The following is a 26,673-nucleotide window of genomic DNA, read 5'->3' on the forward strand; positions in this document are numbered from 1 at the left end:
GGTGCCGGGTCAGTACTCCGTCGGCGTCTCGACCGACTGCCAGTGCCACGGCTCGGGCAGCCGGCCGTCGGGCTCGGCCCAGCCCGGGTGGGTCCAGCCGTGCTCCTCGGCGTGCTCCTTGAGCCAGGCGTAGCGCGCGCTGTCGAACCCCTCGGGGCCCATGGCGATGTCGACGGCGGTGCCCAGGCCGTGGTTCGAGCACCCGGGCGGCGCGGCCAGCGGGTTGGGGTCGTCGGGGTTGTACACCGCGACCTGCTGGTCGTAGCTGCGGTAGGCGGAGTTCACCGTGAGGTGCTGACCGAACTCGGCCCGGTAGGCGGCGTCGAGCGCCACCAGCCCGTCCAGGACGTCCGCGCGCACCGAGTGCTGCGGCGCCCACGGGATCGGCGCGAGCCGCTTCGCCGAGATCTTCCCGGCCTCCGGGAACCACACCTGGTCCGGCTCGGGGCACACGACGGCGTCCTGCGCGGTCAGCAGGTCCACGGTCGTGCCCGCCAGGTCGTCGCGGAGCGCGGACAGGTCCGCCGCGGCGGACTCGAGGTCGGCGAGCGACGCCGTGGCGAGCCGGTCGTCCTGGGTCTCGGAGGTCAGCTCGTCGGCGGTCCCGAGGGCGTCGCGCGACGTGGCGCGCAGCGTCTCGCCGGCGTCCTTCCCGTCCTCGGCGAGCTCGTCGGTCGCGGCCAGCACGCGACCCGCGCGGCGCGCCACCGGGGCGAGCGCGTCGCGGGACTCGACGGCCTGCGCGCGGGCGAACGCGAGCCGTGCGGCCTGCACGGCCGCCACGTCGTCGTCGAGCCGCGCGCCGAGCGCCGGGGCGTCGCCGGGCAGCCGGTCGAGGACCGGCGTCGCGTCGATCAGCGCGCGGGCGTCGACGATCGTCGCGGCGAGGTCCTCGCGGACGTCGGGGTCGGTCACCTTGTCGGCGGAGCCGTCGAGCGCGTCCTGCGCGACGACGAGCCGCGCGGACAGGTCCTGGGTCTCGGAGCGCAGCACCCAGGCGAGGGCCCCGCCCGCCGCGGCGAGCGCGACGACGAGCCCGACGGGCACCACGCGCGACGCGCGCAGCCGCCGGGGCCCGCCCGCGGCGCGCACGTGCCGCAGCGAGAGGTCCACCCCGCGCGACCGGGGGCGGACCAGGGCGAGCAGCGCCGCGCCCACCACGGCCCCGGCGGCGTACCAGGCCAGGTCGGCAGGCGTGAACGCCGTGCCGAGCGCATACCGCGCGAGCGGGAAGCGCGCGACCACCTGGGCCGGGACGTCGGTCAGCCAGGCGGCCTCGATCCCGGCGCACACGACGAGCCCGACGACGCCGGCCACGACCGGGCGGGTGCGCGGGGCGACGAACGCCACGAGGAGCACCACGAGCGTCGCGAAGAGGGCGTCCCCGAGCGGCCCGCCGACCGCGGGAGCGAGCAGGGTGCGGCCGCCGAGGCCGGCGAGGACCACGACGACGGCGAGGCCGGCGGTCGCCGGGCGGGGGGCGCGTGTCACGCGGGGAACCTTATCGACAGCGGGGTGCGGCCGGACCCCCTGTGACCTAAGTCGTCGTCGGACGGGGCGCCGAGCACTAGACTCGACGCAGAACCCCGCCCGCTTTTCGAAGGACACCCCTGCCTTGATCACCGCCCACGGCGTCGAGCTGCGCTTCGGCGCCCGTACCCTCCTGCACGAGGCGACGTTCCGCATCGCCCCGGGCGACCGCATCGGGCTCGTCGGCCGCAACGGCGCGGGCAAGACGACGCTCACCAAGACGCTCGCGGGCGAGACGCTGCCCGCGGCAGGGCAGATCACGCGGGGTACCGACATCGGGTACCTGCCGCAGGACCCGCGCACGGGAGACCTCGACGTCATCGCGATGGACCGGGTGCTCAGCGCGCGCGGGCTGGACCGCATCGTCACGCAGATGCGCGAGACCGAGGGCCTGATGGCCTCGGCCGACGCCGACACGCAGGCCGCCGCCCTGGAGCGGTACCCGAAGCTCGAGGCGCGCTTCCTCGCCGCCGGCGGGTACGCCGCGGAGTCCGAGGCGCACCGCATCACCAGCAACCTGGGCCTCGACGACCGCGTGCTCGCCCAGCCCCTCCACACGCTGTCCGGCGGCCAGCGCCGTCGCATCGAGCTCGCGCGGATCCTCTTCTCCGGCGTCGACACGCTGCTGCTCGACGAGCCGACGAACCACCTGGACGCCGACTCGATCGTCTGGTTGCGCGACTACCTCAAGTCGTACAACGGCGGGTTCGTCGTGATCAGCCACGACGTCGACCTGCTGCGCGCCACCGTCAACAAGGTGTTCCACCTGGACGCGAACCGCGGCGAGCTCGACCAGTACAACCTGGGCTGGGACGCGTACCTGGAGCAGCGCGAGCAGGACGAGCGCCGCCGCCGGCGCGAGCGGGCGAACGCGGAGAAGAAGGCCGGCGTGCTGCTGGCCCAGGCCGACAAGATGCGTGCCAAGGCCACGAAGGCCACGGCCGCGCAGAACATGATGAAGCGCGCGGAGCGGATGCTCTCCGGGTTGGAGGGGGAGCGGCGCGCGGACAAGGTCGCGCACCTGCGCTTCCCGAAGCCCGCCCCCTGCGGTCGCACGCCGCTCACCGCCGAGGAGCTGTCGAAGAGCTACGGCTCGCAGGAGGTCTTCGCGGGCGTCGACCTCGCGATCGACCGCGGGTCCCGCGTGGTCATCCTCGGCCTCAACGGCGCGGGCAAGACGACGCTGCTGCGCATCCTCGGCGGCGTCGAGGAGCCCGACACGGGCCGCGTCGTGCCGGGGCACGGCCTGAAGATCGGCTACTACGCCCAGGAGCACGACACCCTGGACATGGACGCCACCGTCGTGGAGAACCTGCGGCACTCGGCCCCGGACCTCACCGACACCCAGGTGCGCTCCGTGCTCGGGTCGTTCCTCTTCAGCGGGGACGACGCGGAGAAGCCGGCGAACGTGCTGTCCGGCGGCGAGAAGACGCGCCTCGCGCTCGCCACGCTCGTCGTCTCCAGCGCGAACGTGCTGCTGCTCGACGAGCCGACGAACAACCTCGACCCGGCGTCGCGCGCCGAGATCCTCGGGGCGCTCGACACCTACGAGGGCGCCGTCGTGATGGTCACCCACGACGACGGCGCCGTCGACGCGCTCAACCCGGAGCGGGTGCTGCTGCTGCCGGACGGCGACGAGGACCTGTGGTCCGCGGACTACGCCGAGCTGGTGTCGCTGGCCTGAGGCCGCTCAGCGGCGTCCAGCAGCGCGTCCTCGTAGTCCTCGTCCACCCGCGGCCGCCGGGCGCGCTGCGGACGCACGGCGGCGCCCGGCCGGCCGGTCCCGTCCAGCGGGTCCGGGCCCTCGCCCGCCGCGAGGAGGTCGCCCGCCGTGACGTGCACCGGCCGGGTCTCGCGCCGCCACAGCACGACGTAGCCGCCCAGCGCGCCGAGCGCGAAGATGCACCACTGCACGGTGTAGCTGAGGTGGGAGCCGGGATCGGTGTCCGGCTCGGGGAGCGCGCCCGGCGTCGTCGCGGCCGCCGGGTCCTCGGAGCGCAGCTGCCCGTACCCGCCCACGGTGGCGCCGTCGGCCCACGCGGCGCCGTCCGCGCCCGCGGCGAGCACCTGGTCGGTGTGGATGGCCTGCACCTGGCCCGCGGGGGTGCCGCGGTCCGAGGCGGGCTCGTCGGGCCGCATCGTCATCGTCACCTCGACCTCGCCGGCCGGCGGGTCGGGCACGGAGGACGGCGCGCTCGCGTCCTCGCCCAGCGGCACGAACCCCCGGTCGACGACGATGACGACGGGCTCCCCGTCCGCCCCGGTGGTCTCGAGCGGCACCAGCACGTGGAAGCCGGGCTGGCCGCCGACGGGCCGGTTGCGCAGCAGCACCGTGTCCTCGGGGCGGTAGGTGCCGGTGGCCACCGCGGGTCGCCACTCGTCGTCCGGGTCGAGGACGGCGCCGGGCTCGGGCAGCACGTCGGCGAGGGGGACGGGCGCCGCCGCGTAGTTGGACTGCACCAGGTCGATCTGCGCCTCGCGCCAGGTGTAGCGGTGCCACTGCCACACGGCGGCCAGCACGCACACGGCGGCCAGGAGCACGGCACCCAGGCCGAGGGTGATCCACTGCCGGCGGGTGCGGGGGGCCGCCGGCGCATCGGGGGAGCGGTGGTCGCCCGGCGCCAGGGGGCTGCCGGTCGAGGGGTGGTCGGTCGTCACGCGCGATCGAGCTCCGCGACGGGGACGGTCTGCTTCCAGAACGAGCGTGCGCCGAGGAACTGCTCGAGGTGCTCGCGGTGGTCGTCGCACGCGAGCCACACCTTGCGGCGCTCCGGGGTGTGCAGCCGCGGGTTGTTCCACAGCAGGCCCCACGCGGCCTCGGCGCGGCAGCCCTTGGCGGAGCACACCAGCTCGCCCGCCACCGGGTCGGCGTTCGTCCCGAGCAGGTCCATCAGCGAGTTCCTCCTGAGTTCTCGTCCGTCGGGTCCACGTCCGTCGGGTCCACGTCCGTCGGGTCCACGTCCGTGGGGTTCTCGTCCGTCGGCTCGTCGTCCTGGTGCTCCACGACGCGGTGCGGGCCGTCGAAGGTCTCCGGCCCGGAGGTCTCCCGGCGGCGCGGCGCGGTGCCGTCCTGGGCGGACGTGGTGAGCTCGGCGGGCGCGACGTCGACCATCGGCGACGTGTCGTAGGTGACGCGGTCGCGGCCGGCGTTGGCGAAGAGCACGGCCGAGTAGGGCAGGACGACGGCGGCGGCCACCAGCACCAGGCGGATCCAGAGGACGTCCACGAGCACGGCGCCGACGAAGCACACGATCCGGATTCCCATCTGGATGAGGTAGCGCCGCGTGCGGCGCGCCTGGTCCTCCTCCAGCGGCTCGGGGGCGCTGGTGATCGAGGGGACCTCGGGCACCTGGTCCGCACCGTGGCGGCGGCCTCCGGAGGGGCGCGGACCGGGGGAGGTCGCGCGGGCGTTGCTCACCCGGCCAGTCTAAGGCGGCACGCGCAGGCCCAGGGACCCGACGGGACAGCACCTCGCCTTGTAGGGATCCGACAAAGCGCCGCGAGGACGTGTGACGCGCCGCGACCCTGCGGGGCCGCCCGGTCGGGGTAGCGTCACCAGGGCGTCGGCCGTGCCCGACCGCCCGCAGCACCGTCCCGACGACGTCGAGCATCCTGTCGACCGGCATGCCGAGCAGCATGACGCCGACACCGGTGCCGACGCACCGCCCCCGACCGCCGAGGAGAACCGTGACCGACGCCCCCGCCCCCCAGCCCGCCGCACCCACCGGCCGGGTCGTCGTCGTGACCGGCGCGGCGCGCGGCATCGGCCGCACCATCGCCGAGCGCTTCGTCGCCGCGGGCGACACGGTCGCCACGCTCTACCGTGGCGGTGACCTGCCGGCCGGGGTGCACGGCTACGTCGCCGACGTCACCGACAGCACGGCCGTGGACGCCGCGTTCTCGAGCATCGAGTCCGACCTCGGCCCCGTCGTGGTGCTCGTCGCCAACGCCGGCGTGACCCGCGACCAGCTCCTCATGCGCATGAGCGACGAGGAGTTCGAGACGGTGCTCGACGTCAACCTGACCGGCACGTTCCGCTGCGTGCGCCGCGCGTCCAAGGGCATGATCCGGGCGCGCAAGGGCCGCATCGTGCTCGTCGGCTCGGTCGTGGGCCTCTACGGCGGGCCCGGCCAGGTCAACTACTCGTCGTCCAAGGCGGCCCTCGTCGGCATGGCCCGGTCGATCACCCGGGAGCTCGGCGGCCGCGGCATCACCGCGAACGTCGTGGCGCCGGGCTTCGTCGAGACCGACATGACGGCGGCCCTGCCCGAGGCCACCCAGAAGCAGTACAAGGCGTCCATCCCCGCGGGCCGCTTCGCCTCGACCGACGAGGTCGCCGGCGTCGTCGAGTTCCTCGCGTCCGACGCCGCGGCGTACGTCTCCGGCGCCGTCGTCCCGGTCGACGGCGGCCTCGGCATGGGTCACTGACCGGCCCCGCCCCGCACCCCTCGCTTCCTCACCCCCGCACAACCGGAAGGTCATCATGGCTCTGCTCGACGGCAAGAAGCTCCTCGTCACCGGCGTCCTCACGGACAGCTCCATCGCGTTCCACGCCGCCCGCCTCGCCCAGGAGGAGGGCGCCGAGGTGGTGCTCACCTCGTTCGGCCGCCAGATGAAGCTCACGCAGGCGTTCGCGAAGCGGCTGCCGGTCACGGCGCCGGTGGTGGAGCTGGACGTCACCAGCGACGAGGACCTCGCGGCGCTCCCCGAGCGCGTCAAGGAGCACGTGGACGGCCTCGACGGCGTCGTGCACTCGATCGGCTTCGCGCCGCAGTCCGTCATGGGCGGCAACTTCCTGGGTGCCGAGTGGGGCGACGTCGCGACGGCCCTCCAGGTCTCCACGTTCTCGTACAAGTCGCTCATCGAGGCGGCCCGCCCGCTGATGTCCGGCGGCGCCTACGTCGGCCTCACGTTCGACGCGACGTTCGCCTGGCCGGTGTACGACTGGATGGGCGTCGCGAAGGCCGGTCTGGAGTCCGCCAACCGCTACCTGGCCCGTGACCTCGGGCCGCACGGCATCCGGTGTAACCTCGTCTCCGCCGGGCCCATCCGCACCACGGCCGCGAAGTCCATCCCGGGGTTCGCGACCATGGAGGACGCCTGGCCGCAGCGGGCCCCGCTGGGGTGGGACCAGACGACGGCGGAGCCGGCTGCGCGCGCCGTCGTGGCACTTCTCTCGGACTGGTTCCCCGCCACGACGGGGGAGATCGTCCACGTCGACGGCGGTGTGCACGCGATGGGTCAGTGACGGGTCGGGGCCCGGAGCGGCCCCCGGAACGACCTGTGAGACGGAGCCCATGAGAGCGGTAACGCAGGCCGAGGGCGAGGCGCCGACCTGGCGCCTCGTGCTGTTGCGCCATGCCAAGGCGGAGCCCGGCAAGGGCGTGATCCCCGACGACCGCCGCCCGCTGGCGCTGAACGGGCGCAAGCAGGCGAGCCGTGTCGGCATGGCGCTGACCGCCGCGGGGCTGCGCCCGCAGGTCGCGCTGGTGTCCTCCGCGCTGCGCACCCGGCAGACCTGGGACCTGGCCTCCTCGCACCTCGACGGCGCCGCCGACGCCTCGCTCGAGGTGCGCGACGAGCTCTACGAGGCGAGCGTGCGCGACGTCCTCGGCCTCCTGCGGGAGGTCGAGGCGTCGGCGCGCACGGTGCTCGTCGTCGGGCACGAGCCGACCATGGCGGCGACGGCGGCCTACCTCGCGGGCGACGGCTCGGACGCCGCGGCCGTCGCGCAGGTGCGCGTGGGCGTCCCGACCGCCACCTACGCGGTGCTGGAGTCGGCCGAGCCGTGGGCCGAGTGGGGCCGCGACGGCGCCCGCCTGGTGCACGTCGGCCGCCCGTCCTGAACGTCCGCCCGGGGCGTCAGACCGCGCCCAGCACCTCGTCGACGGTCGTGACCTCCACGAGCGGCGCGTAGAGCCGCATCGCGTCGAGCGCCCGCTCGTGATCGGCGGCGCTCGCCCCGGCGCAGGCGTCGGCCACCACGCGCACCCGCCGACCGGCGTCGGCCGCGGGCAGCACCGTCGACAGCACGCAGCAGTCGGTGGAGACGCCGGCCACCACCAGCTCGGAGGCGTGCCCCGCTGCCGCGTCGAGCTCGGGCCCCCACTTGCCGAACGTCGTCGCCGTGACGACGGGCGCTCCCGCGGGGTCCAGGCCGTCCGCGAATCCGTACAGGGCGTCGTCGGGCGGCACGAGGGCGAACGGCCACTGCGCGAAGTACTCCCGCCAGGCCCCCTGCGGTGCGCGGGGCGCCACGTAGCGCGTCCACACGGTGCGCCCGGCGAACGCGGGCAGCAGGCGACGCAGGGCGTCGGCGGCGGCGTCGAAGCCGGGGGAGGCCCACGGGCTGCCCGGTCGGCCGAAGACCACCTGCATGTCGACGACGACGAGGGCGGCGCCGCCGTCGCCGGGGGTCGGGGCGCTCATGCCGCCTCCTGCCGGCGCACGGCCCGCGCCGAGAGCACGAACGTGCCGAGCAGCCCGAGCGCGAGGGCGACCAGCACGCCGAGGTTGGCGCCCGCCCACTCCCCGTCCCGCCCGCCGAGGCCCAGCGGCCCCAGCAGGTAGCCCTGCCACGACAACCAGCCCGCGTAGGTGTTGGTGACGAGCCCCCAGCCGATCGCGGTGCCGGCCACGACGAGCAGCACGGCGGACCAGCGCACGCTGCCGTACCGCCCGCGGCGGTCGCCCAGCTCGTCGTCCGCGTAGTCCCGCCGCCGCAGCGCGATGTCGGCGAGCAGGACGCCGCACCAGGCGGCGATCGGCACGCCGAGCGTGATGAGGAAGCCCTGGAACGGGCCGAAGAAGTCGTCGGCGACGAAGACGACGTAGATCGCGCCGAGCACCATGAGGACGCCGTCGATCGCGGCGGCCACCCAGCGCGGCGCCGGCAGCCCCAGCGACAGCAGCGCGAGGCCGGAGGAGTAGATGTCGAGGGCCGCGCCGCCGATCAGCCCGGCCAGCGCCACGACCATGAAGGGGATCAGGAACCACTCCGGCAGCAGCACGGCCAGCGCGCCGATCGGGTCGGTGCCGATCGCGTCGGCGAGGGCGGGGTCCGACCCGGCCAGCAGGAGCCCGGCGACCAGGAGCAGGACGGGCGGCAGGGACGCGCCGAACGTCGTCCAGCCGACGACGCCCCGCCCGGACGCGGTGCGCGGCAGGTAGCGCGAGTAGTCGGCGGCCATGTTCACCCAGCCGAGGCCGAACCCGGTCATCATGAAGACGAGCCCGCCGATCACCTGGGGCGCCTTCCCCGGCGGGATCGCGGCGACCGTCGCCCAGTCGACGTGGCCCGCGACGAGCACCACGTACACCACGGTGAGCACCGCCGTCAGCACGGTGATCACCTGCTGCAGCCGCATGACGAGCTGGAACCCGAAGATCCCGGCGGCCACCACGACCAGCGCCACGACGGCGAGCGTCACGACCTGCGTCACGGTGCCGCCGCCCCACCCGAGGGTGCCGAGCACGGTGGCGGTGGCGAGCGTCGCGAGGGCGACGAGCACCGTCTCCCAGCCCACGGTGAGGATCCAGGACAGCAGCGACGGCAGCCGGTTGCCGTCCACGCCGAACGCCGCCCGGCTCAGCACCATCGTGGGCGCCGAGCCGCGCCGTCCTGCGAGCGAGATGAACCCGCAGGCCAGGAACGACGCCACGATGCCGACCGCACCCACGACCACGGCCTGCCAGAAGGACACGCCGAAGGCCAGCAGGTACGCGCCGTAGCCGAGGCCCAGCACGGACACGTTGGCCGCGAACCACGGCCAGAACAGGTCCCGGGGTCGCCCGTGCCGTTCGGACTCGTCGATGGTGTTGAGCGCGTTGGTCTCGACCGTCGTCGCCATGGCACCGATCCTGGCCCCTGCCAGGCGGTTCGCGCTACGGCTGCCGGTTCAGGGCTGCCGGTTCAGGGCTGCGCGGTGCCGGGCCCGCGGCCCGCGGCGGCGTCCACCGCGTCGATGACGCCGAGCACGTCGTCGAGCCGGGGTCCGTCCACGCTGAACGGCGCCTGCGCGCGCACCAGCGGCTTCGCGGCGAAGGCGATGCCGATGCCCGCGGCGTCGATCATGTCGAGGTCGTTGGCGCCGTCCCCGACGGCGACGGTGTCGACCATCTCGAGCCCGCACTCGGCGGCCCAGCGGCGCAGCGTGGCGGCCTTGTCGGCACGGTCGACGACCGGCCCGACGGTGCGGCCGGTGAGCACGCCGTCGGCCACCTCGAGGCGGTTGGCGCGCCAGCGGGCGATGCCGAGCGCGTCGGCGATCGGGCCGAGGATCTCGGCGAAGCCGCCCGAGACGAGGCCGAACTCCCAGCCGCGCCGGTGCACCTCGCTCACGAGGTCGGCGGCGCCGGGGGTCAGGACGACGGCCTCGCGCACCGCGGTGAGCGCCTCGACGGGGACGCCGCGCAGCGTGGCGACCCGCTCGCGCAGCGAGCCGGCGAAGTCGAGCTCGCCACGCATCGCGCGCTCGGTCACCTCGGCGACCTGGGCGCGGGTGCCGGCGTGGTCGGCGAGCAGCTCGATCACCTCGGCGGTGATGAACGTGGAGTCGACGTCGGTGACGACGAGCCGACGGCGGGGGGCCCCGGCGCCGCCGTTCTCGGTGCTGCGAGGGGCGGGGGCGGTTCGAGCGGGATCAAGCAACGACGGTGCCCTTCGGGACGACGGTGATCCCCGACTCCGAGACGGTGAACCCCCGGGCCCGGTCCTCGTCGTGGTCGACGCCGACCCGGGCCCGTTCGCTCACCACCACGTTCTTGTCGAGGATGGCGCGGTGGACCTGGGCGTGCCGCTCCACCTGGACGTTGTCCATCACGACGGCGTCCGTGACGGTGGCCCAGGAGTGCAGGTGCGCGCCCGGGGACAGGATGGACCCTGCGACGGTCGCGCCGGAGATGAGGACACCAGGCGAGACGATCGAGTCGGCGGCGTGGCCCAGGCGCCCCGGCCCGGCGTGCACGAACTTCGCCGGCGGCAGGCCCGTGTAGCCGGTGAGCAGGGGCCAGTCCTGGTTGTACAGGTTGAAGACCGGCTGCACGGCGATGAGGTCGGTGTTGGCCTCGAAGTAGGCGTCGATGGTGCCGACGTCGCGCCAGTAGTCGCGGTCGCGGTCGGTGGAGCCGGGGATCTCGTTGCGGATGAAGTCGTACACGCCGGCGGTGCCCTCGGCGACGAACGCGGGGATGATGTCGCCGCCCATGTCGTGCCGGGAGTCCGGGTCGGCCGAGTCCTTCGTGACGGCCTCGACGAGCGCGTCCGCGTCGAACACGTAGTTGCCCATCGAGGCGAGCACCTCGGTGGGGGAGTCGGGCAGCCCCACCGGGCTCTCGGGCTTCTCGAGGAACTCGCTGATCCGGGTCGGGTCCTCGCGGTCCACCTCGATGACGCCGAACTGGTCGGCCATCGCGATCGGCTGCCGGATCGCCGCGACCGTGGCGCGGGCGCCCGACGAGACGTGCGCCTCGACCATCTGGGAGAAGTCCATCCGGTACACGTGGTCGGCGCCCACGACCACGACGATGTCGGGCCGCTCGTCGTCGATGATGTTGAGGCACTGGTAGATGGCGTCCGCCGAGCCGAGGTACCAGTGCTTGCCGACCCGCTGCTGCGCGGGCACGGACGACACGTAGTTGCCGAGCAGCGACGACATCCGCCACGTCTTGGAGATGTGCCGGTCCAACGAGTGCGACTTGTACTGGGTCAGCACGATGACGTGCAGGTAGTGCGAGTTGATGATGTTGGACAGCGCGAAGTCGACGAGCCGGTAGATGCCCCCGAAGGGGACCGCCGGCTTGGCACGGTGCGCGGTGAGCGGCATGAGGCGCTTGCCCTCGCCCCCGGCGAGGACGATCGCGAGCACGCGGGGCTGGGTCGACGCCATGCCCCGACCCTAGGGCGTCGTGGGCCGCCGCGCCCGCGACCCGCCGACCCCGCTAGGTTGGCCGCGTGAGCACGTCGACGAGCAGCCCGTCCAGCAGCCCAGCGAGCCGCCCGTTCCGGGTCGACCTGCTGACCCGCGAGTACCCGCCGCACGTCTACGGCGGCGCCGGGGTGCACGTCGCCGAGCTGTCGGCGGTGCTGCGCCGCCACGTCGACGTGCGGGTGCGCTGCTTCGACGGGCCGCGCACCGGCGACGACGCCGGGGCGGACGTCATCGGGTACGGCGTGCCGGCCGAGCTCGCCTCCGCGAACCCGGCACTCGGCACGTTCGGCGTGGACCTGGCGATGGCGCAGGACGTCGGGGGGGCCGACGTCCTGCACTCGCACACCTGGTACGCCAACCTCGCCGGGCACGTCGGCGGCCTGCTGCACGGCGTGCCGCACGTCGTGACGGCGCACTCGCTCGAGCCGCTGCGGCCCTGGAAGGCGGAACAGCTCGGCGGCGGGTACGCCCTGTCCTCGTGGGCGGAGCGCACGGCCTACCTGGGCGCCGCGGGCGTGGTCGCCGTGTCCGCCGGGATGCGCTCCGACATCCTGCGGGTCTACCCGGAGCTGGACCCGGACCGGGTGCACGTCGTGCACAACGGGATCGACCTCGCCGGCTGGCGGCGTCCGCCGGCGGGCGACCCCGCGGCGGAGCGCGTCGTCCGCGACCTCGGCATCGACCCCGAGCGCCCGGCCGTGGTGTTCGTCGGGCGGATCACGCGCCAGAAGGGCCTGCCGTACCTGCTGCGCGCCGCGGCACGGCTGCCGCGCGAGGTGCAGGTCGTGCTGTGCGCGGGCGCCCCCGACACCGAGGAGCTCATGGCCGAGGTGCGCGGGCTCGTGGCCGAGCTGCGCCGGGCGCGGGGCGGCACGGGCGTCGCCGGGCCCGGCGGCACCGGCGCGGAGGCCGGGGTGGTCTGGATCGAGCAGATGCTGCCACGCCCGGACCTCGTCGCCGTGCTCGCGGCGAGCACCGTCTTCGTCTGCCCCTCGGTGTACGAGCCGCTCGGGATCGTCAACCTCGAGGCGATGGCGGTGGGCCTGCCCGTCGTCGGCACCGCGACCGGCGGCATCCCCGAGGTGGTCGACGACGGCGTCACGGGCGCGCTGGTGCCGATCGAGCAGGCCGACGACGGCACGGGCACGCCGCTGGACCCGGAGCGGTTCGTGGGGGACCTGGCGGCCGCCCTCGAGCGGGTGCTCGCCGACCCGGCGCGGGCCGCGGGGCTGGGGGAGGCCGGCCGGCGCCGGGCCGAGGAGCTGTTCTCCTGGGAGGCGGTGGCCGAGCGCACCCTCGACGTCTACCGGTCGGTCCTCGCGGGCTGACGGGACCTCAGCGGACCGAGGCGTACGTCGCGGCGCTGAGCGCGTGCCGCGCGGTGCGCTCCACCTCGCGCAGGGCGGTGGACCGCTGGTCCGACTGCCAGAGGTTCACGGCGCCGCCGTCGTCGACGGTCGCGAGGTCGACGATCGCGAGCAGCCGGGTCGCGAGCTGCAGCACGCGGGCCCGCCGGCCGTCCAGCGCGGGCACGGGCCAGGCGTCGGTGCTGCCGCCGCGCAGCCGCTCGATGGCGTCCGCGGCGTCGTCGCGCCACCGGGCGACGTCGAGGGAGTCGAGCGCGTCCGTCGCGGTGACGAGGCTGGTGCGCAGCTCCCGTTCGGCGTCGGCGAGCGAGCCGAGGGTCCCGGCGACGTGGGTCGACCAGGCGGGCACGGGCCGCACCTGCCACGCCACGAGGTGCCCGGGCTCGAGCGCGCTGCCGAACGCCGTGACCGCGGGGACCGCGGCCCACGACCCGGCCGGGGTGGTGATCATCACGCACTCCCCGGCGTCCGTGGCCTCGGCGCTCACCGCGGCGGGCGCGCCGCCCAGGTCGCCGGGCGCGGGCAGCAGGGCGCAGACCTCGCGGGGCCCGGCGAGCCACGCGGTGACGAGGTCGCGCAGGTCGGCGTCGTCCTCGTCGGCGCGGCCGGGCAGCCCGACGACGCCGTGCGGCTCGTCGTCGCCCTGCACGTTGCGCACCACCACGCCGGGCGCGGCGCCGGCGGTGGCGAGCCAGAGCGCGAGCACGACGCTGCGGGGCAGCGCGGTCGGGTCGGTCTCCACGGGCCTCAGGGTAGACGTCCCGGCACCGTCGTCGCAGGCCGGGACGCGGGCCGTCCCGGCGCACGGCTCGGGTAGGGTCGGGCCTCATGAGCGCGGTTCTCGACCTGCAGGGCGTCACCGTACGACGCGGCACCACCACCATCCTCGACGCCGTGGACTGGCAGGTGAACGAGGGCGAGCGCTGGGTCGTCCTCGGCCCCAACGGCGCCGGCAAGACGACCATGCTGCAGATCCTCGCCGCGCGCTCGCACCCCACGGCCGGCACCGCCGAGCTCCTGGGCGAGCGGCTGGGCCGCGTCGACGTCTTCGAGCTGCGCCCGCGGATCGGCTTCGCCTCCGCGGCCCTCGCCGACCGGATCCCGGGCAGCGAGACCGTGCGCGACGTCGTGCTCACGGCGGCGTACGGCGTGACCGGCCGCTGGCAGGAGACGTACGAGGAGTTCGACGAGCAGCGCGCCAAGGACCTGCTGGCGGCGTTCGACGTCGCCGACCTGGCGGACCGCTTCTACGGCACGCTGTCGGAGGGCGAGCGCAAGCGCGTGCAGATCGCCCGCGCCCTCATGACCGACCCGGAGATCCTGCTGCTCGACGAGCCCGCGGCGGGCCTGGACCTCGCCGGCCGCGAGGAACTCGTCGGGGCGCTCGCCGAGCTCGCGGCCGACCCGGCGTCGCCGGTCCTGGTGCTCGTGACGCACCACGTCGAGGAGATCCCGCCGGGGTTCACGCACCTCATGCTCATGAAGCGCGGCGGCATCCAGGCCGCGGGGCCGATCCACGAGGTGCTCACCGCGGACAACCTCTCGCAGGCGTTCGGCACCCCGCTGATGGTCGCCCACGGCGGAGGCCGCTGGCTGGCCCGCGCGGCGCGACCCGCCGGTCGCTGAAACGGCTTCCCGCGTCGGCTCAGGCTTGGTAAAGTCTGTGCAAAACATGGTGGCGGGGGCGTCGCTCTTCTGAGGGTCTCCCGGCACCGCACGCTCCCGCGAGGGACGACGAGGGGAGAGAACCGTGGACTCCTGGCTGTGGTGGGTCGGAGGCGCGCTGCTGCTCGCCGCGATCGAGATGCTCTCGTTGGACCTCGTGCTGATCATGCTCGCGGGGGGCGCGCTCGGCGGTGCGGTGACAGCCGCGGCCGGCGGCGAGCTCTGGCTCCAGATCGTCGTGGCGTGCATCGTGTCGGCGCTGCTGCTCTTCACGCTCCGCCCGTGGCTGCTGCGCCACCTGCGCCAGCGCACGCCTCTCGTGGAGACCAACGCCGCGGCACAGATCGGCCGGTCGGCCGTCGTGCTGGCCGAGGTCACGGAGACCGGCGGCCGCGTCAAGCTGCAGGGCGAGGTCTGGAGCGCCCGGCTCGAGGATGACGGCATCCCGAACTCCACCGGGCGCGTCCCGGTCGGAGCGGAGGTGCGCGTGCTGCGCATCGAGGGCGCCACCGCCGTGGTCGAGCCGGTCGCGACGACGCACGAGCAGCCCGAGCACACCGCCTGACGGTTGTGGCTCGGGTGGCCCTGACCGCACCGCGCAGGGACCCGTACGACCCGCCGGGTGCCCCGGCGGCACCGTCTGATGTCGACCAGGTCGACGGAAGGGACCGACGTGTCCGATACCGAACCAGGCACCATCGTGCTCTACGTGGTGCTCATCATCCTGGCGATCGTCCTGATCGTCGCGCTGGTCAAGGCCGTGCGCATCGTGCCGCAGGCGACGGCGCTGATCGTCGAGCGCCTGGGCCGCTACAACAAGACGTTCGAGCCGGGGCTGCACCTGCTGGTGCCGTTCGTCGACCGCATCCGCGCCGGCGTGGACCTGCGCGAGCAGGTCGTGTCCTTCCCGCCGCAGCCGGTGATCACGAGCGACAACCTCGTGGTGAGCATCGACACGGTCATCTACTTCCAGGTGACGGAGCCGAAGTCGGCGGTCTACGAGATCGCGAACTACATCACCGGTATCGAGCAGCTCACGGTCACCACGCTGCGCAACGTCGTCGGGTCCATGGACCTGGAGCAGACGCTCACCAGCCGCGACCAGATCAACGGCCAGCTGCGCGGGGTCCTCGACGAGGCCACCGGCCGCTGGGGCGTGCGGGTGAACCGCGTCGAGCTGAAGTCGATCGAGCCGCCCGCCTCGGTGCAGGGTGCGATGGAGCAGCAGATGCGCGCCGAGCGCGACCGCCGCGCCACGATCCTCACGGCCGAGGGCGTCAAGCAGTCCCAGATCCTGACGGCCGAGGGCGAGAAGCAGTCGCAGATCCTGCGCGCGGAGGGCAACGCCCAGTCGGCGATCCTCACGGCCGAGGGTGAGGCCCGCGCCATCCTGCAGGTCTTCGACGCGATCCACCAGGGTGACGCCGACCCCAAGCTGCTGGCCTACCAGTACCTGCAGATGCTGCCCCAGATCGCGAACGGCACCGCCTCGAAGCTGTGGGTCGTGCCGACCGAGTTCACCGCCGCCCTCGGGTCCATCGCCCAGGGCTTCGGTGGCGTGCCGGGCACGCCGGGGATCCCGACCCCGCCGTCGGGCGACGAGGGCGGGGCCGAGGCGCGGCCGCGACCGTCGTCGCTCCCCGCGCAGGCCCTCGAGGACCCGGGCGAGGCGCTCGCGGAGGCGCGGCGCCAGGCGGAGGCCGCCACGGCCGACGCGACGAGCGCGGGCACGCGCTCGGGCGCGCCGTTCGACCCGTCGGCCGAGCGCGGCCAGCGGCCGTCCGACGGCCCGACGGCGCCGCCGGCTCCCGGGGCGCAGCCGCGCTCGCTCGGCGGCGAGCCGGAGGAGCCGCAGCAGTAGGTCGCGCAGGGTTGCGATCGAGAGGGCCGTCACCCCGTGGGGTGGCGGCCCTCTCGTCGTGCCCGTCCTGGCCGTGCGGGCTGGGAGGTCCGCTCGTGACGTTGCGGAGTGAGCGCTCACTCATTTAGTGTGGCGCTCATGAGTCCCACGCCCACGCCGACCGGTCGCGCCGCGCCCATGGCGCCGGACGACCGCCGCTCGGCGATCATCGACGCCGTGCTCCCGCTCGTCGGCGAGTTCGGCCTCGACGTCACCAGCCGCGAGCTCGCCGACGCCGCGGGCATCGCCGAGGGCACCCTGTTCCGGGCGTTCGGCGACAAGCTCACCCTGATCGGCGCGGTGGCGGTCGAGGGCCTGCACCGGGCCTCCGGGCCGGTCGAGACGCGCGCCGAGCTCGCGGCGATCGACCGGGAGGCGCCCCTCGAGGAGCGGCTCGAGCGCGTCATCGAGCTCGGCCGCCGCCGGATGACCGACGTCATGCGCTGGATGGGCGTGCTGCGCGCGCTGCACCACCGCACCGGTGCGCGCGACCAGGTCGAGCCCGGGCACGTGCAGGACTTCCGCGCGCAGCTGGCGCAGCAGCGCGAGCAGCAGCGCGAGGCCACCGTCGCCGGGCTGATCGGGGTGCTGCAGCCCGACGAGCACCGGCTCCGGGTGCCGATCGAGGTCGCGGTGGCCCTCGTCGAGGCCAGCATCGCCGGCACGCACGCGCGGGTCGACCACCTGCTGCCCGCGCCCTCGCCCCGGGTCGTCGCCGATGCGCTCGTGCACGGCATCGCAAAGGATCGAGGAGAAAAACACGTGCCCGCGGCCACCACGACGACGAACACTGCCTCGAACGCTCCGTCCGAGAACCCCCCAGGGGCGGCGACGCCCCGGACCCCCCACCCCCAGGAGCCCTGATGCTCGTCTCCCTGGCGCGGACCTACCTGCGCCCGTACGCCGGCGCCGTCGGCCTGCTGCTGGTGCTCCAGCTGCTCGCGACGCTCGCCTCCCTGTACCTGCCGTCCCTCAACGCGGACATCGTCGACAACGGTGTGACGACCGGTGACACGGCCTACATCATGCGCGTGGGCGGCTGGATGCTCCTCGTGAGCCTCGTCCAGGTCCTGTGCGCGGTCGGCGCGGTGTTCCTGGGGGCCCGGGCCGCGACGGCGCTGGGCCGCGACGTGCGCCGCGACCTGTTCGACTCCGTGCAGGGCTTCTCCGCCCGCGAGCTCGGGCAGTTCGGCGCCCCGTCCCTCATCACCCGCACGACCAACGACGTGCAGCAGGTGATGATGGTCGTGCTCATGACGTTCACCATCATGGTGATGGCGCCGATCATGCTGGTCGGCGGCGTCATCATGGCGCTGCAGGAGGACGTCGAGCTGTCCGCGCTGCTGCTGGTCGTCGTGCCCGTCCTCGGTATCGCGATGGGCCTGCTGATGTGGCGGATGGTGCCGTACTTCAAGGCGATGCAGAAGCGGATCGACGCGATCAACGGCGTGCTGCGCGAGCAGATCACCGGCCTGCGGGTGGTGCGCGCGTTCGTCCGGGAGAACCGCGAGCTGGAGCGCTTCGGCGCCACCAACGAGGCGCTGTACGACACGTCGCTGAACGCCGGCAAGCTGATGGCGCTGGCGTTCCCCATGGTCATGCTCATCATGAACGCCTCCAGCGTCGCCGTGCTCTGGTTCGGCGCGCAGCGCATCGACAACGGCCAGATGGAGGTGGGGGCGCTCATGGCGTTCCTCAGCTACATCATGTACATCCTCATGGCCGTGATGATGTCGACGATGATGGTGATGATGGTGCCGCGCGCCTCGGTCGCCGCGGGCCGCATCAGCGAGGTGCTCGAGACCGAGACGTCGGTGACGGAGCCGGCGGCGCCGGTGAGCCTCTCCTCCCTGGCCGACGGCGAAGGGCCGCGCGGCGAGGTGCGCTTCGAGGGGGTCGGGTTCCGCTACCCGGGCGCCGACGAGCCGGTGCTGCACGACCTGGCGTTCACCGCGTCGCCCGGCCGGGTGACGGCGATCATCGGCTCGACCGGCGCGGGCAAGACGACGCTGCTCAACCTGGTGCCGCGGCTCTTCGACGTCACCGAGGGCCGCGTGCTCCTGGACGGCGTCGACGTGCGCGACCTGGCGACGGGTGACCTCGGGTCGCAGCTCGGCCTGGTGCCGCAGAAGGCGTTCCTGTTCAGCGGGACGGTCGCGGACAACCTCCGCTACGGCAAGGCCGACGCCACCGAGGAGGAGATGTGGGCCGCGCTGGAGATCGCGCAGGCGCGCGACTTCGTCGAGGCGCTCCCCGAAGGGCTCGAGGCGCCGGTGGCGCAGGGCGGCACCACGTTCTCCGGCGGTCAGCGGCAGCGGCTCGCGATCGCGCGCGCCGTCGTCCGGCGCCCGCGGGTGTACCTGTTCGACGACTCGTTCTCGGCGCTCGACTACAGCACGGACGCGCGGCTGCGCGCGGCGCTGCGGCCGCGCACGCAGGACGCGACCGTCCTCGTCGTCGCGCAGCGCGTGGCGACGATCCGCGACGCCGACCAGATCCTCGTGCTCGACCACGGCCGCATCGTCGGGCGCGGCACGCACGCCGGGCTGCTGGCCGACAACGAGACCTACCAGGAGATCGTCTCCTCCCAGATGTCCCTCGAGGAGGCGGCATGAGCACCGAACGCAAGGCCCCTGCCCGTCCCGCCGGCGGCCCGCGCGGCGGCGGCCCCATGGGTGGCATGGGCGGGGCCCCGGGCGCCAAGGCCATGGACTTCCGCGGGTCGCTCGTGCGGTTCGCCCGCGTGATGCGTCCCGAGCGGGCGCGCGTCGTCCTGCTCACCCTGTGCGGCATCGTCTCGGTGGCGCTCACCGTGGCGGGCCCGAAGATCCTCGGCGACGCGACCAACGTCATCTTCGCGGGGTTCGTCGGCAAGGCGCTCGCGGTGGCCGGGGTCCCCGCGGGCACGACCGGCGAGGAGGCCGCCGCCATGCTGCGCGCCTCCGGGGACAGCGCCCAGGCCGGCCTGATCTCCTCGCTGCCGGACGTGGTCGTGGGCCGGGGCGTGGACTTCACCCGCCTCGGCGAGATCCTCCTGTGGGTGCTCGCCATCTACCTGGGCGCGTTCCTCTTCGGGTGGCTGCAGGCGCGGATCATGACGATCGCCGTGCAGAACACGATGCGCCGGCTGCGCGACGACGTCGAGGCCAAGCTGCACCGCATCCCGCTGAGCTACGTGGACAAGCAGGCCAAGGGCGAGATCCTCTCGCGCGTCACCAACGACATCGACAACGTCGCGCAGACGACGACCCAGACGCTCGCGCAGCTCGTGACCTCCGTGCTCACGGTGATCGGCGTGCTCGGGATGATGTTCTGGATCTCGTGGGTGCTGGCGCTCGTGGCGCTGGTGACCGTGCCGCTGTCGGTGGTCCTGACCATGCAGATCGCCAAGCGGTCGCAGCCGCAGTTCGTGGCGCAGTGGGCGGCCACCGGGCGCCTCAACGCGCACGTCGAGGAGATGTTCACCGGCCACTCGCTGGTGAAGGTCTACGGGCGCCAGGAGGCGGCGGCGGAGAAGTTCGGGACCGAGAACGAGGCGCTCTACGACGCGTCGCGGAAGTCGCAGTTCATCTCCGGCACGATGCAGCCGTCGATGGGCTTCCTCGCGAACCTCAACTACGTGATCGTGGCCGTGATCGGCGGCCTGCGCGTGGCCTCGGGGCAGCTGTCCCTGGGCGACGTGCAGGCGTTCATCCAGTACTCGCGGCAGTTCACGCAGCCGCTCACGCAGATCGCGTCGATGATGAACCTGCTGCAGTCCGGCGTCGCGTCGGCCGAGCGGGTGTTCGAGCTGCTCGACGCCCCGGAGCAGGACCCGGATCCGGCGGACCCCCGCCGGCTCGGCGACGTCCGCGGGCGCGTGGCGTTCGAGGACGTCTCGTTCTCCTACGACCCCGAGACGCCGCTCATCGAGCACCTCGACCTCGTGGCGGAGCCCGGCCAGACGATCGCGATCGTCGGCCCCACGGGCGCCGGCAAGACGACGCTCGTCAACCTGCTCATGCGGTTCTACGAGGTGAACGAGGGCCGCATCACGCTGGACGGCGTGGACACGCGCGACCTGACGCGGGACGACCTGCGCTCGCGGATCGGCATGGTGCTGCAGGACACGTGGCTGTTCAAGGGCACCATCGAGGAGAACCTGCGCTACGGGGTGCGCGACGGCGACCAGGTGGGCGAGGCGGAGTTCCTCGCGGCCACCGAGGCCACGCACGTGGACCCGTTCGTGCGCACGCTGCCCGACGGGTACGCGACGCTGCTCGACGACGAGGCGACCTCGCTCTCGGCGGGCGAGAAGCAGCTGCTGACCATCGCCCGCGCGTTCCTCGCCGACCCGGAGATCCTCGTGCTCGACGAGGCGACGAGCTCGGTCGACACCCGTACCGAGGTGTTGGTGCAGCAGGCGATGAACGCGCTGCGGGCGAACCGCACGTCGTTCGTCATCGCGCACCGTCTGTCGACCATCCGCGACGCCGACACCATCGTCGTGATGGAGCACGGGCAGATCGTGGAGCAGGGCGACCACGACACGCTGCTCGCGGCGGGCGGTGCCTACGCGCGGCTGTACGAGTCGCAGTTCAGCGCCCCCGCGGTGGACGAGGAGGACGCGGTCGCCGGTCCCGCCGGCGTCTGACCCCGCCGCTCGCCCGATCTCCCCGCGGGCCAGGATCAGGGGAGGACGAGCATCCGGGCGGGCGGCGCCCCCTCGCGCTGCCAGTCGAACCGGGCCTCGCCGACCACGCGCCACCCGCGGTGCAGGTAGACGGCGTGCGCGACGCCGTCGCGGTCGTCGACGTCGAGCACCGGCGTGCGCCCCTGCGCGTGCAGGTGCGCGACGGCGACGTCGAGCAGCGCGCCGCCGACCCCGCGGCCCTGCGCGCCCGGGCCGACGAAGAGGACCGACACGCAGCCCAGCTCCTCGACGGGGCGGCCGGCGCCGACGGACCAGATGGCGCCGAACCGGTCGTCGGGCACGGAGGTCACGCTCACGTGCCCGACGACCGCGCCGTCGAGCTCGGCGACCCACGCGCGCTCCTCGTCCGGCCGCACCAGGAACTCCTCGGTCGGGAAGGGCAGCGGCCACCGGTGCGGGTAGCCCGACGCCGGCTGCTGGGCGGCGAGGACGTCGACGAGGGCGGGCAGGTCGGCCGCCGTGCGGTCGCGGAGCACGACGGCGGGAGTGCGGGCCGGGGCGTCGGAGGTCGCGTCGGAGGTCACCCCGCGATCGTGGCACGGGGCCCCGACAGGCTCGCGCCGGTCCGGGCCCCGCGGGATGGTGCGGGCGTCACGCGGAGACGCTGAGCGTGGCGCCGATGGTCCCCGCGTCGGCGAGGGCGCCGGCGTGCACGCGCGCGAGCTGCGTGCGCGACACCTTGAGCCCGCGCCGGGTGTCGTCGGTCGTGACGTGGGCGGGGTCGACGGCCGTGCCGTCGTCGGGGACGTCGGTGAGCGAGACGGGCCGCACGAGGGTCCAGTCGAGGCCGCTTCCGCGCACCACCTCCTCCTGCCGGCCCGAGTCGGTGAACTGGCGACCGATCACGAACCGGAACACCAGCTTCCACGTGAGGTCGAGGTGCGCCCACGAGTCGCCGAGGCCGTACGTGCTCTGCACGACCAGCCGGCGCACGCCGGTCTCGCGCATCGCCGCGACCACGGTCGCGGTGCCGCGCGAGCGCACGTCGGGCGGGGTGCTCGACCGGCGCAGCCACTGCACGGCGAGCGGGTTGTCCGAGATGCCGAGCGTGACGACGACGGCGTCCTGACCGGCGACGGCCTTGGCGACCGCCTCCGGGTCGAGGGCGTCGCCGTCGACGGGTCGCAGGGAGCCCCGCTGCGCGTCCAGACCTGAGACCGGTGCCGCGAACGCGGTGCTCGCCGTCCGGCCGAACGCGGTCACGCGGTGCCCCGCGGCCACCAGCTCGCGGGTGACGGCGAGGCCGCTGCCCCGCGTCGCTCCGACCACCAAGACGTCCATGAGAGTCCTCCTCGTCGTGCCGGGCCCCGTGCGGTCCCGGCGTCTGGCTCCAGACTTCCGCCCGATCACCGGACGAACCATGAGGTGTCATCCAGGAGTCTTGACCGTTCGTCCGGGACGGGCGGACGATGGCGGGATGAGCGACGCCGCCCTGCTCCCCGTCCCCGGTGCCGGAAAGCCGCAGGTCGACCCCTGGGTCGACGTGCTCGGGACCCTCGAGATGGACGCCGTCTTCTGCTCCACCGGCCGGTTCTCCGAGCCCTGGGGCATCGCGATGCCGGCGCTGCCGGGCGTCCTGATGTTCCACCTGCTGCTCGACGGCCGCGCCGTCGTCGACGTCGAGGGCGGGCGGCACGACCTCGGCCCGGGCGACCTCGTGCTGGTGCCGCACGGTGCCGGGCACGCGATCACCGGGACCGCCGACGACCCCGCCACCGGGCTCTGGGACGTCGACCGCACGGTGGTCGCCGACCGGTACGAGCAGCTCCGGATCGACGGGGGCGGGCGCCCGGCGGCCCTGGTCTGCGGGGCGGTGGGGTTCACCGACCCGGGGGTCGGCCGCCTGCTGGCGAGCCTGCCGGCGGTGCTGCGGGCGCCGGACGCCGCGAGCGGGCCGGGCGCGGGCGACGACGGGTCGGACGGCGACTGGGTGCGCGCCGTCGTCGCGGCGATCGACCACGAGGTGCGCCACCCGCGGCCGGGCACGGACGTCGTCACGGCCCGGCTCGCCGACGTGCTGCTGGTGCACGTGGTGCGCCGCTGGCTCGAGGCGGAGGAGCCGGCGTCGGGGTGGATCGCCGCGCTCCGCGACCCGGCGCTCGGGCCCGTGCTGCGCGCCGTGCACGCGGAACCCCAGCGGCCATGGACGCTGGAGTCGCTCGCCGCCGTCGCGCGCCTGTCCCGGTCCGCGTTCGCCGACCGGTTCGCCCGCACCGTGGGCGAGCCGCCGATGGCCTACGTGGCCGGGTGCCGGATGGACGCGGCCGCGCGGCTGCTGCGCGACCCGGACGCGAGCGTCGAGCGCGTGGCCCGGCAGGTCGGCTACGACTCGGTGCCGGGGTTCCATCGCGCCTTCGTGCGGCGGCACGGCGCGACGCCGGGCGCGTGGCGCTCCTCCGGCCCGGCGCGCACCCTTGCCGAGGTGCTCGCGCGCTGAGGGGCGGAGGGGCCGGACCGGTGGGGGGCGCGGGCGCGCGCGGGGGAGAATGCCCCGGTGAGCACCCCCGAGCCCGGCGTCGACGACGCCCGCACCACCCGCGTCACCGACCCCGCCGACCCGCGCCTGCACGACTACACCGACCTCAAGGACGTGAAGCTCCGCTCCGTGCGCGAGCCCGCCGAGGGGCTGTACATGGCCGAGTCGTCGTCCGTGATCCGGCGGGCCCTCGAGGCGGGCCACCGTCCCCGGTCGTTCCTCATGGGCGAGAAGTGGCTCGACTCCCTGGCCGACGTGCTCGCCGCCCATCCCGACGTCCCCGTGTACGTCGGCCCGGACGACGTGGTGCAGCGGATCACCGGCTTCCACCTGCACCGCGGGGCGCTCGCGGCCATGCACCGGCCGGTGCTGCCCTCCGTGCACGACCTGCTCGCCGGGGCGCGCGCCGGCGCGGGCGCGCGCCGCGTCGCCGTGCTGGAGGACATCGTCGACCACACGAACGTCGGGGCGATCTTCCGCTCCGCGGCGGCGCTCGGGGTGGACGCGGTGCTCGTCTCGCCGCGCTGCGCCGACCCGCTCTACCGCCGGTCGGTCCGGGTCTCGATGGGCACGGTGTTCCAGGTGCCGTGGACGCGGCTGGAGTCGTGGCCGGGCGGCCTGCACGCGCTGCAGGACGACGGCTTCACCGTCGCGGCGCTGGCCCTCGCCGACGACTCCGTGTCCCTCGACGACCTGGTGGCCGACCCGCCCGAGCGGCTCGCGATGGTGCTCGGCACCGAGGGCGACGGGCTCTCGCGAGGGGCGGTCGCGGCGGCGGACGTCGTCGTGCGGATCCCGATGGCCGGGGGAGTGGACTCGCTCAACGTCGCGGCCGCGTCGGCCGTGGCGTTCTGGGCGACCCGGGCCTGATCCCGGCGCGGACGAGGGGGCCGGCGCGTCGCACCGACCCCCGTCGTCCGCCCCCTGCGGGCGACCCGATCAGCCCTTCAGCTCGGCCGCCAGGTCGTCGAGGAAGACGTCGAGCACGCCGTCGCCCAGCTTCACCGGGGCGGCGCCCCAGCGGTTGTCCGGCGGGTCGACGATCACCTGGGCGGCCGCCTCGGCCGAGGCGGCGGCCCGGGCGAGGAGCTCGTCGCGTCGCGCCGTGTCACCGCGCAGGTCGGCCCGGGCGGCGTCGAGCGTGGCGAGGAACGCGTCGCCCCACAGGTCGTTCGCCTCCAGCCAGGGCGCGGCGTCCGAGGCGAAGGCCGGGTCCACACCGGACCGCCGGAGCGTCTCGGGGATGCCCGCGACCGTCCGGGCGTCGTCCCGCAGGCGGGCGATCGCCGCCGCCTGGTGGCCGGCCTCCCAGCGCGCCCAGAAGTCGCCGATCTCCGCCGCGAGGGCGGGCGCCTGCGGCTGCCACGGGTCGCCGAAGCTCGGCGCCAGGTGGTTGAGGTCCCCGAACGCCAGGAGCGCCTCCACCGCGTCGCGGTCGTCGTGGGCCAGGTAGCGCATCGCCTCGACCCAGCTCCGGTCGCGGTCGTACCCGTGGTCGTTCCACGCGAAGTCCGCGATGCCGAAGACGGCGACCTTGCTCGCCGCGGCCTGGTTCATCGGGTTGGAGACGATCCCGGCCAGGTGGTCCGACAGACCCGGCTCGCGCTTGTCGTACGGCGCGAGGAGGAGCCGTCCGCTGGTCTGCCCGTAGTCGTTGACCGGGTAGTTGTCCCACAGGAAGGTCGGGCCGCCGAAGACGGTGTCCGCCTCGACCGCCTGGTCCACCGAGATCGACTGCGGCACCACGTCGTTGCCCGTCCACATGACGACGACGTCCTCGTCCATGTCCCGCAGCGCGGCCTTGTAGGGCGACTCCGTGGTGTTGTAGTACTCCGTCGGCACCATCTGCAGCGGCCGGGCGCCGTCGTGCGTCTCGATCCAGCCCTGCTGCACGCGGGTGAGGAAGTCCGCCTGGGCCTTCCCGGCGTTCCCCGGCGACGGGTCGCCGTAGGCCTCCTGGTCGGAGTCGCAGGCCCAGCGCGAGTAGTCGATGTCGTCGAGCGGGACGCTGAACGCCCGGACGCCGACGTCGTACAGCGCCTGGAACTTCCGCTCCAGCGCCGCCATGTCCTCGTCGCCGGAGTAGCAGACGCTGTTGCCGGGGGAGAGCGCGAACGTGAAGCGCACGTGGTTCGCCGTCGCGGCCTCGACCAGCTCGGCGAGCTCCGCGAGCTTGTCGGCCGGGTAGTCCTCGCGCCACTTCTCGCGGTGGTACGGGTCGTCCTTCGGGGCGTAGACGTAGGTGTTGGCCTTCACGTCGCCGTAGAAGGCGAGCTGGTCCAGCCGCTCGGCGTGCGTCCACGGCTCGCCGTAGAAGCCCTCGATGGTGCCGCGCAGCGGCATGGCGGGGAAGTCGCGGACCGTGGCGCCGGCGAGCGTCGTGCCCCGGCGACCGTCGACCAGGAGCTGCTCGAGGGTCTGGACGGCGTAGAACTGGCCGGTCGCGTCCGCCCCGGCGAGCGCGACGGTGCCGCGGCCCCGGTGCCCGTCGACCTGCACCGCGTACGCCTCGTCGTGGTCGGGCACCGTGACGCGGCCCAGGGCGGCCCGGACGTCGGTGCGCGACGCGTCACCGAGGAGGAGCCGGACCTCCCCGCGGGCCGGGCGGCGGTCGTCCGCGTCGCGGACGACGGCGCGCACCCCGTGCTCCCGCAGCACGCCGGTGAGCGCGTCGCGTGCCGCGTCATCGGTGTCGGCGTCGACCACGACGTCCACGGACCGGGGGAGGCGGAGGTCGTCGTCGGAACGCCAGATCTCCTGCGGGGCGGGGCTGACGGTGGGAAGGTCGTCCCGGGTGGTGGGCGACGCGGACGCGGTCGTCGTCACGCCGGCGGCGAGGAGCATCGTGGCCGTGAGCGTGCCGGCGGCGAGTCGTCGTCTGACGGTGGTCATGGAAACCTCCATTGGTCTAGACCAGTTCGACCACCCTGACGAAGGTCGATGCTCCTGTCAACAGGAGGACGGGGTCGTCGCCGAGGGGTCCGCTGGTGACCCGCGCCACACTGAATTACGCAACGGGGGGATGACGAAACCCGGAGGTGAAGGTTAGCCTCACCTACGTGAGTCAGACCCTGGTGCCCTCGGCGCCCCCCGCGGTCGAGTCCCGTCCCGCC

25 protein-coding genes are annotated in these 26,673 nt (G+C 74.3%); 13 read left to right on the forward strand and 12 right to left on the reverse strand.

Annotation, left to right across the window (positions count from 1 at the left end; translation table 11 throughout):
* Positions 1 to 9: 9 nt before the first annotated feature.
* Positions 10 to 1,491, reverse strand: a complete 1,482-nt coding sequence (locus tag ACFQ8E_RS17030; RefSeq protein WP_430551753.1) for a DUF2809 domain-containing protein — start codon at positions 1,489 to 1,491, stop codon at positions 10 to 12.
* A gap of 124 nt (positions 1,492 to 1,615) precedes the next feature.
* Between ACFQ8E_RS17030 and ACFQ8E_RS17035 the strand changes: the two genes are divergently transcribed.
* The gene (locus ACFQ8E_RS17035; protein ID WP_430551754.1) at positions 1,616 to 3,214 is read left to right on the forward strand and encodes an ABC-F family ATP-binding cassette domain-containing protein; all 1,599 of its coding nucleotides are present in this window, start codon (positions 1,616 to 1,618) and stop codon (positions 3,212 to 3,214) included.
* On the opposite strand, the gene ACFQ8E_RS17040 is transcribed toward ACFQ8E_RS17035, so the two are convergent.
* The 3 genes from ACFQ8E_RS17040 to ACFQ8E_RS17050 are packed head-to-tail and all read right to left on the reverse strand — an operon-like array spanning position 3,187 to position 4,948.
* Positions 3,187 to 4,188, reverse strand: coding sequence for an SURF1 family protein (locus ACFQ8E_RS17040; protein ID WP_430551755.1), 1,002 nt, complete (start codon positions 4,186 to 4,188; stop codon positions 3,187 to 3,189). The two genes, ACFQ8E_RS17035 and ACFQ8E_RS17040, sit on opposite strands and share 28 nt — an antisense overlap.
* Positions 4,185 to 4,421 carry a hypothetical protein gene (locus ACFQ8E_RS17045; protein ID WP_430551756.1) on the reverse strand — a complete coding sequence of 79 codons (237 nt, stop codon included), beginning with the start codon at positions 4,419 to 4,421 and terminating at the stop codon, positions 4,185 to 4,187. Before ACFQ8E_RS17045 ends, ACFQ8E_RS17040 begins: the two co-directional genes overlap by 4 nt.
* On the reverse strand, positions 4,421 to 4,948 hold the full coding sequence (locus tag ACFQ8E_RS17050; RefSeq protein WP_430551757.1) for a DUF3099 domain-containing protein: 528 nt from the start codon (positions 4,946 to 4,948) through the stop codon (positions 4,421 to 4,423). Before ACFQ8E_RS17050 ends, ACFQ8E_RS17045 begins: the two co-directional genes overlap by 1 nt.
* Positions 4,949 to 5,166: 218 nt before the next feature.
* Between ACFQ8E_RS17050 and fabG the strand changes: the two genes are divergently transcribed.
* The 3 genes from fabG to ACFQ8E_RS17065 are packed head-to-tail and all read left to right on the forward strand — an operon-like array spanning position 5,167 to position 7,376.
* Positions 5,167 to 5,958: a 3-oxoacyl-ACP reductase FabG gene (gene fabG / locus ACFQ8E_RS17055; RefSeq protein ID WP_430551865.1), complete on the forward strand. Its 792-nt coding sequence runs from the start codon at positions 5,167 to 5,169 to the stop codon at positions 5,956 to 5,958.
* A 55-nt stretch (positions 5,959 to 6,013) separates the two neighbouring features.
* The gene (gene fabI / locus ACFQ8E_RS17060) at positions 6,014 to 6,778 is read left to right on the forward strand and encodes an enoyl-ACP reductase FabI (protein ID WP_429728911.1); all 765 of its coding nucleotides are present in this window, start codon (positions 6,014 to 6,016) and stop codon (positions 6,776 to 6,778) included.
* 49 nt (positions 6,779 to 6,827) lie between these two features.
* Positions 6,828 to 7,376 carry a SixA phosphatase family protein gene (locus ACFQ8E_RS17065; protein ID WP_430551758.1) on the forward strand — a complete coding sequence of 183 codons (549 nt, stop codon included), beginning with the start codon at positions 6,828 to 6,830 and terminating at the stop codon, positions 7,374 to 7,376.
* Positions 7,377 to 7,392: 16 nt separating this feature from the next.
* On the opposite strand, the gene ACFQ8E_RS17070 is transcribed toward ACFQ8E_RS17065, so the two are convergent.
* The 4 genes from ACFQ8E_RS17070 to glgC form a co-directional block, all read right to left on the reverse strand.
* Complete coding sequence (locus ACFQ8E_RS17070) at positions 7,393 to 7,959, reverse strand: cysteine hydrolase family protein (RefSeq protein ID WP_430551759.1); 567 nt, start codon at positions 7,957 to 7,959, stop codon at positions 7,393 to 7,395.
* Positions 7,956 to 9,380, reverse strand: coding sequence for a purine-cytosine permease family protein (locus ACFQ8E_RS17075; RefSeq protein ID WP_430551760.1), 1,425 nt, complete (start codon positions 9,378 to 9,380; stop codon positions 7,956 to 7,958). The genes ACFQ8E_RS17070 and ACFQ8E_RS17075 overlap by 4 nt, the downstream gene beginning before the upstream one ends.
* 62 nt (positions 9,381 to 9,442) lie before the next feature.
* Positions 9,443 to 10,180, reverse strand: coding sequence for a phosphoserine phosphatase SerB (serB, locus tag ACFQ8E_RS17080; protein ID WP_430551761.1), 738 nt, complete (start codon positions 10,178 to 10,180; stop codon positions 9,443 to 9,445).
* Positions 10,173 to 11,417 (reverse strand): glucose-1-phosphate adenylyltransferase, encoded by a 1,245-nt coding sequence (glgC, locus tag ACFQ8E_RS17085; protein ID WP_430551762.1) that lies wholly within the window; start codon positions 11,415 to 11,417, stop codon positions 10,173 to 10,175. The genes serB and glgC overlap by 8 nt, the downstream gene beginning before the upstream one ends.
* Positions 11,418 to 11,482: 65 nt before the next feature.
* Here glgC and glgA point away from each other — a divergent pair, with 65 nt between their 5' ends.
* Positions 11,483 to 12,787, forward strand: a complete 1,305-nt coding sequence (gene glgA, locus ACFQ8E_RS17090) for a glycogen synthase (protein ID WP_430551763.1) — start codon at positions 11,483 to 11,485, stop codon at positions 12,785 to 12,787.
* Between the two features lie 7 nt (positions 12,788 to 12,794).
* Here the strand turns inward: glgA and ACFQ8E_RS17095 are convergent, their stop codons facing one another.
* A complete protein-coding gene (locus tag ACFQ8E_RS17095) occupies positions 12,795 to 13,568 on the reverse strand; it encodes a hypothetical protein (RefSeq protein WP_430551764.1) in 774 nt (257 codons plus the stop codon).
* Between the two features lie 86 nt (positions 13,569 to 13,654).
* On the opposite strand from ACFQ8E_RS17095, the gene ACFQ8E_RS17100 reads away from it, so the two are divergent.
* The 6 genes from ACFQ8E_RS17100 to ACFQ8E_RS17125 all read left to right on the forward strand — a co-directional run bounded on the left by ACFQ8E_RS17100 (position 13,655) and on the right by ACFQ8E_RS17125 (position 21,024).
* Positions 13,655 to 14,452, forward strand: a complete 798-nt coding sequence (locus tag ACFQ8E_RS17100) for an ABC transporter ATP-binding protein (RefSeq protein WP_430551765.1) — start codon at positions 13,655 to 13,657, stop codon at positions 14,450 to 14,452.
* Between the two features lie 124 nt (positions 14,453 to 14,576).
* Positions 14,577 to 15,056, forward strand: coding sequence for an NfeD family protein (locus ACFQ8E_RS17105; protein ID WP_430551766.1), 480 nt, complete (start codon positions 14,577 to 14,579; stop codon positions 15,054 to 15,056).
* A gap of 108 nt (positions 15,057 to 15,164) precedes the next feature.
* Complete coding sequence (locus ACFQ8E_RS17110) at positions 15,165 to 16,352, forward strand: SPFH domain-containing protein (protein ID WP_430551767.1); 1,188 nt, start codon at positions 15,165 to 15,167, stop codon at positions 16,350 to 16,352.
* Positions 16,353 to 16,490: 138 nt separating this feature from the next.
* Positions 16,491 to 17,255, forward strand: a complete 765-nt coding sequence (locus tag ACFQ8E_RS17115) for a TetR/AcrR family transcriptional regulator (protein WP_430551768.1) — start codon at positions 16,491 to 16,493, stop codon at positions 17,253 to 17,255.
* On the forward strand, positions 17,255 to 19,006 hold the full coding sequence (locus ACFQ8E_RS17120) for an ABC transporter ATP-binding protein (RefSeq protein ID WP_430551769.1): 1,752 nt from the start codon (positions 17,255 to 17,257) through the stop codon (positions 19,004 to 19,006). Before ACFQ8E_RS17115 ends, ACFQ8E_RS17120 begins: the two co-directional genes overlap by 1 nt.
* A complete protein-coding gene (locus ACFQ8E_RS17125) occupies positions 19,003 to 21,024 on the forward strand; it encodes an ABC transporter ATP-binding protein (RefSeq protein ID WP_430551770.1) in 2,022 nt (673 codons plus the stop codon). Before ACFQ8E_RS17120 ends, ACFQ8E_RS17125 begins: the two co-directional genes overlap by 4 nt.
* Before the next feature lie 35 nt (positions 21,025 to 21,059).
* Here ACFQ8E_RS17125 and ACFQ8E_RS17130 read toward each other — a convergent pair whose 3' ends face one another.
* Both ACFQ8E_RS17130 and ACFQ8E_RS17135 read right to left on the reverse strand, forming a co-directional pair.
* Complete coding sequence (locus ACFQ8E_RS17130) at positions 21,060 to 21,608, reverse strand: GNAT family N-acetyltransferase (protein WP_430551771.1); 549 nt, start codon at positions 21,606 to 21,608, stop codon at positions 21,060 to 21,062.
* 67 nt (positions 21,609 to 21,675) lie between these two features.
* Complete coding sequence (locus tag ACFQ8E_RS17135; RefSeq protein WP_430551772.1) at positions 21,676 to 22,365, reverse strand: NAD(P)-dependent oxidoreductase; 690 nt, start codon at positions 22,363 to 22,365, stop codon at positions 21,676 to 21,678.
* 136 nt (positions 22,366 to 22,501) lie between these two features.
* On the opposite strand from ACFQ8E_RS17135, the gene ACFQ8E_RS17140 reads away from it, so the two are divergent.
* On the forward strand, positions 22,502 to 23,521 hold the full coding sequence (locus ACFQ8E_RS17140) for an AraC family transcriptional regulator (RefSeq protein WP_430551773.1): 1,020 nt from the start codon (positions 22,502 to 22,504) through the stop codon (positions 23,519 to 23,521).
* 57 nt (positions 23,522 to 23,578) lie between these two features.
* Positions 23,579 to 24,430: a TrmH family RNA methyltransferase gene (locus ACFQ8E_RS17145; RefSeq protein ID WP_430551774.1), complete on the forward strand. Its 852-nt coding sequence runs from the start codon at positions 23,579 to 23,581 to the stop codon at positions 24,428 to 24,430.
* A 69-nt stretch (positions 24,431 to 24,499) separates the two neighbouring features.
* Here ACFQ8E_RS17145 and ACFQ8E_RS17150 read toward each other — a convergent pair whose 3' ends face one another.
* Positions 24,500 to 26,452 (reverse strand): beta-N-acetylglucosaminidase domain-containing protein, encoded by a 1,953-nt coding sequence (locus tag ACFQ8E_RS17150; RefSeq protein ID WP_430551775.1) that lies wholly within the window; start codon positions 26,450 to 26,452, stop codon positions 24,500 to 24,502.
* Positions 26,453 to 26,673 lie beyond the last annotated feature (221 nt).

The organism is Isoptericola sp. NPDC056573 (assembly GCF_042793335.1).
GTDB lineage: Bacteria > Actinomycetota > Actinomycetes > Actinomycetales > Cellulomonadaceae > Isoptericola.

Coding starts and splice junctions, on each gene's coding strand:
- ACFQ8E_RS17140 (WP_430551773.1), top strand. CDS start 22,502: ATGAGCGACGCCGCCCTGCTCCCCGTCCCCGGTGCCGGAAAGCCGCAG.
- fabG (WP_430551865.1), top strand. CDS start 5,167: ATGACGCCGACACCGGTGCCGACGCACCGCCCCCGACCGCCGAGGAGA.
- glgC (WP_430551762.1), bottom strand. CDS start 11,417: ATGGCGTCGACCCAGCCCCGCGTGCTCGCGATCGTCCTCGCCGGGGGC.
- ACFQ8E_RS17075 (WP_430551760.1), bottom strand. CDS start 9,380: ATGGCGACGACGGTCGAGACCAACGCGCTCAACACCATCGACGAGTCC.
- ACFQ8E_RS17100 (WP_430551765.1), top strand. CDS start 13,655: ATGAGCGCGGTTCTCGACCTGCAGGGCGTCACCGTACGACGCGGCACC.
- ACFQ8E_RS17115 (WP_430551768.1), top strand. CDS start 16,491: ATGAGTCCCACGCCCACGCCGACCGGTCGCGCCGCGCCCATGGCGCCG.
- fabI (WP_429728911.1), top strand. CDS start 6,014: ATGGCTCTGCTCGACGGCAAGAAGCTCCTCGTCACCGGCGTCCTCACG.
- ACFQ8E_RS17135 (WP_430551772.1), bottom strand. CDS start 22,365: ATGGACGTCTTGGTGGTCGGAGCGACGCGGGGCAGCGGCCTCGCCGTC.
- ACFQ8E_RS17120 (WP_430551769.1), top strand. CDS start 17,255: ATGCTCGTCTCCCTGGCGCGGACCTACCTGCGCCCGTACGCCGGCGCC.
- ACFQ8E_RS17150 (WP_430551775.1), bottom strand. CDS start 26,452: ATGACCACCGTCAGACGACGACTCGCCGCCGGCACGCTCACGGCCACG.
- ACFQ8E_RS17045 (WP_430551756.1), bottom strand. CDS start 4,421: ATGGACCTGCTCGGGACGAACGCCGACCCGGTGGCGGGCGAGCTGGTG.
- ACFQ8E_RS17065 (WP_430551758.1), top strand. CDS start 6,828: ATGAGAGCGGTAACGCAGGCCGAGGGCGAGGCGCCGACCTGGCGCCTC.
- ACFQ8E_RS17125 (WP_430551770.1), top strand. CDS start 19,003: ATGAGCACCGAACGCAAGGCCCCTGCCCGTCCCGCCGGCGGCCCGCGC.
- ACFQ8E_RS17070 (WP_430551759.1), bottom strand. CDS start 7,959: ATGAGCGCCCCGACCCCCGGCGACGGCGGCGCCGCCCTCGTCGTCGTC.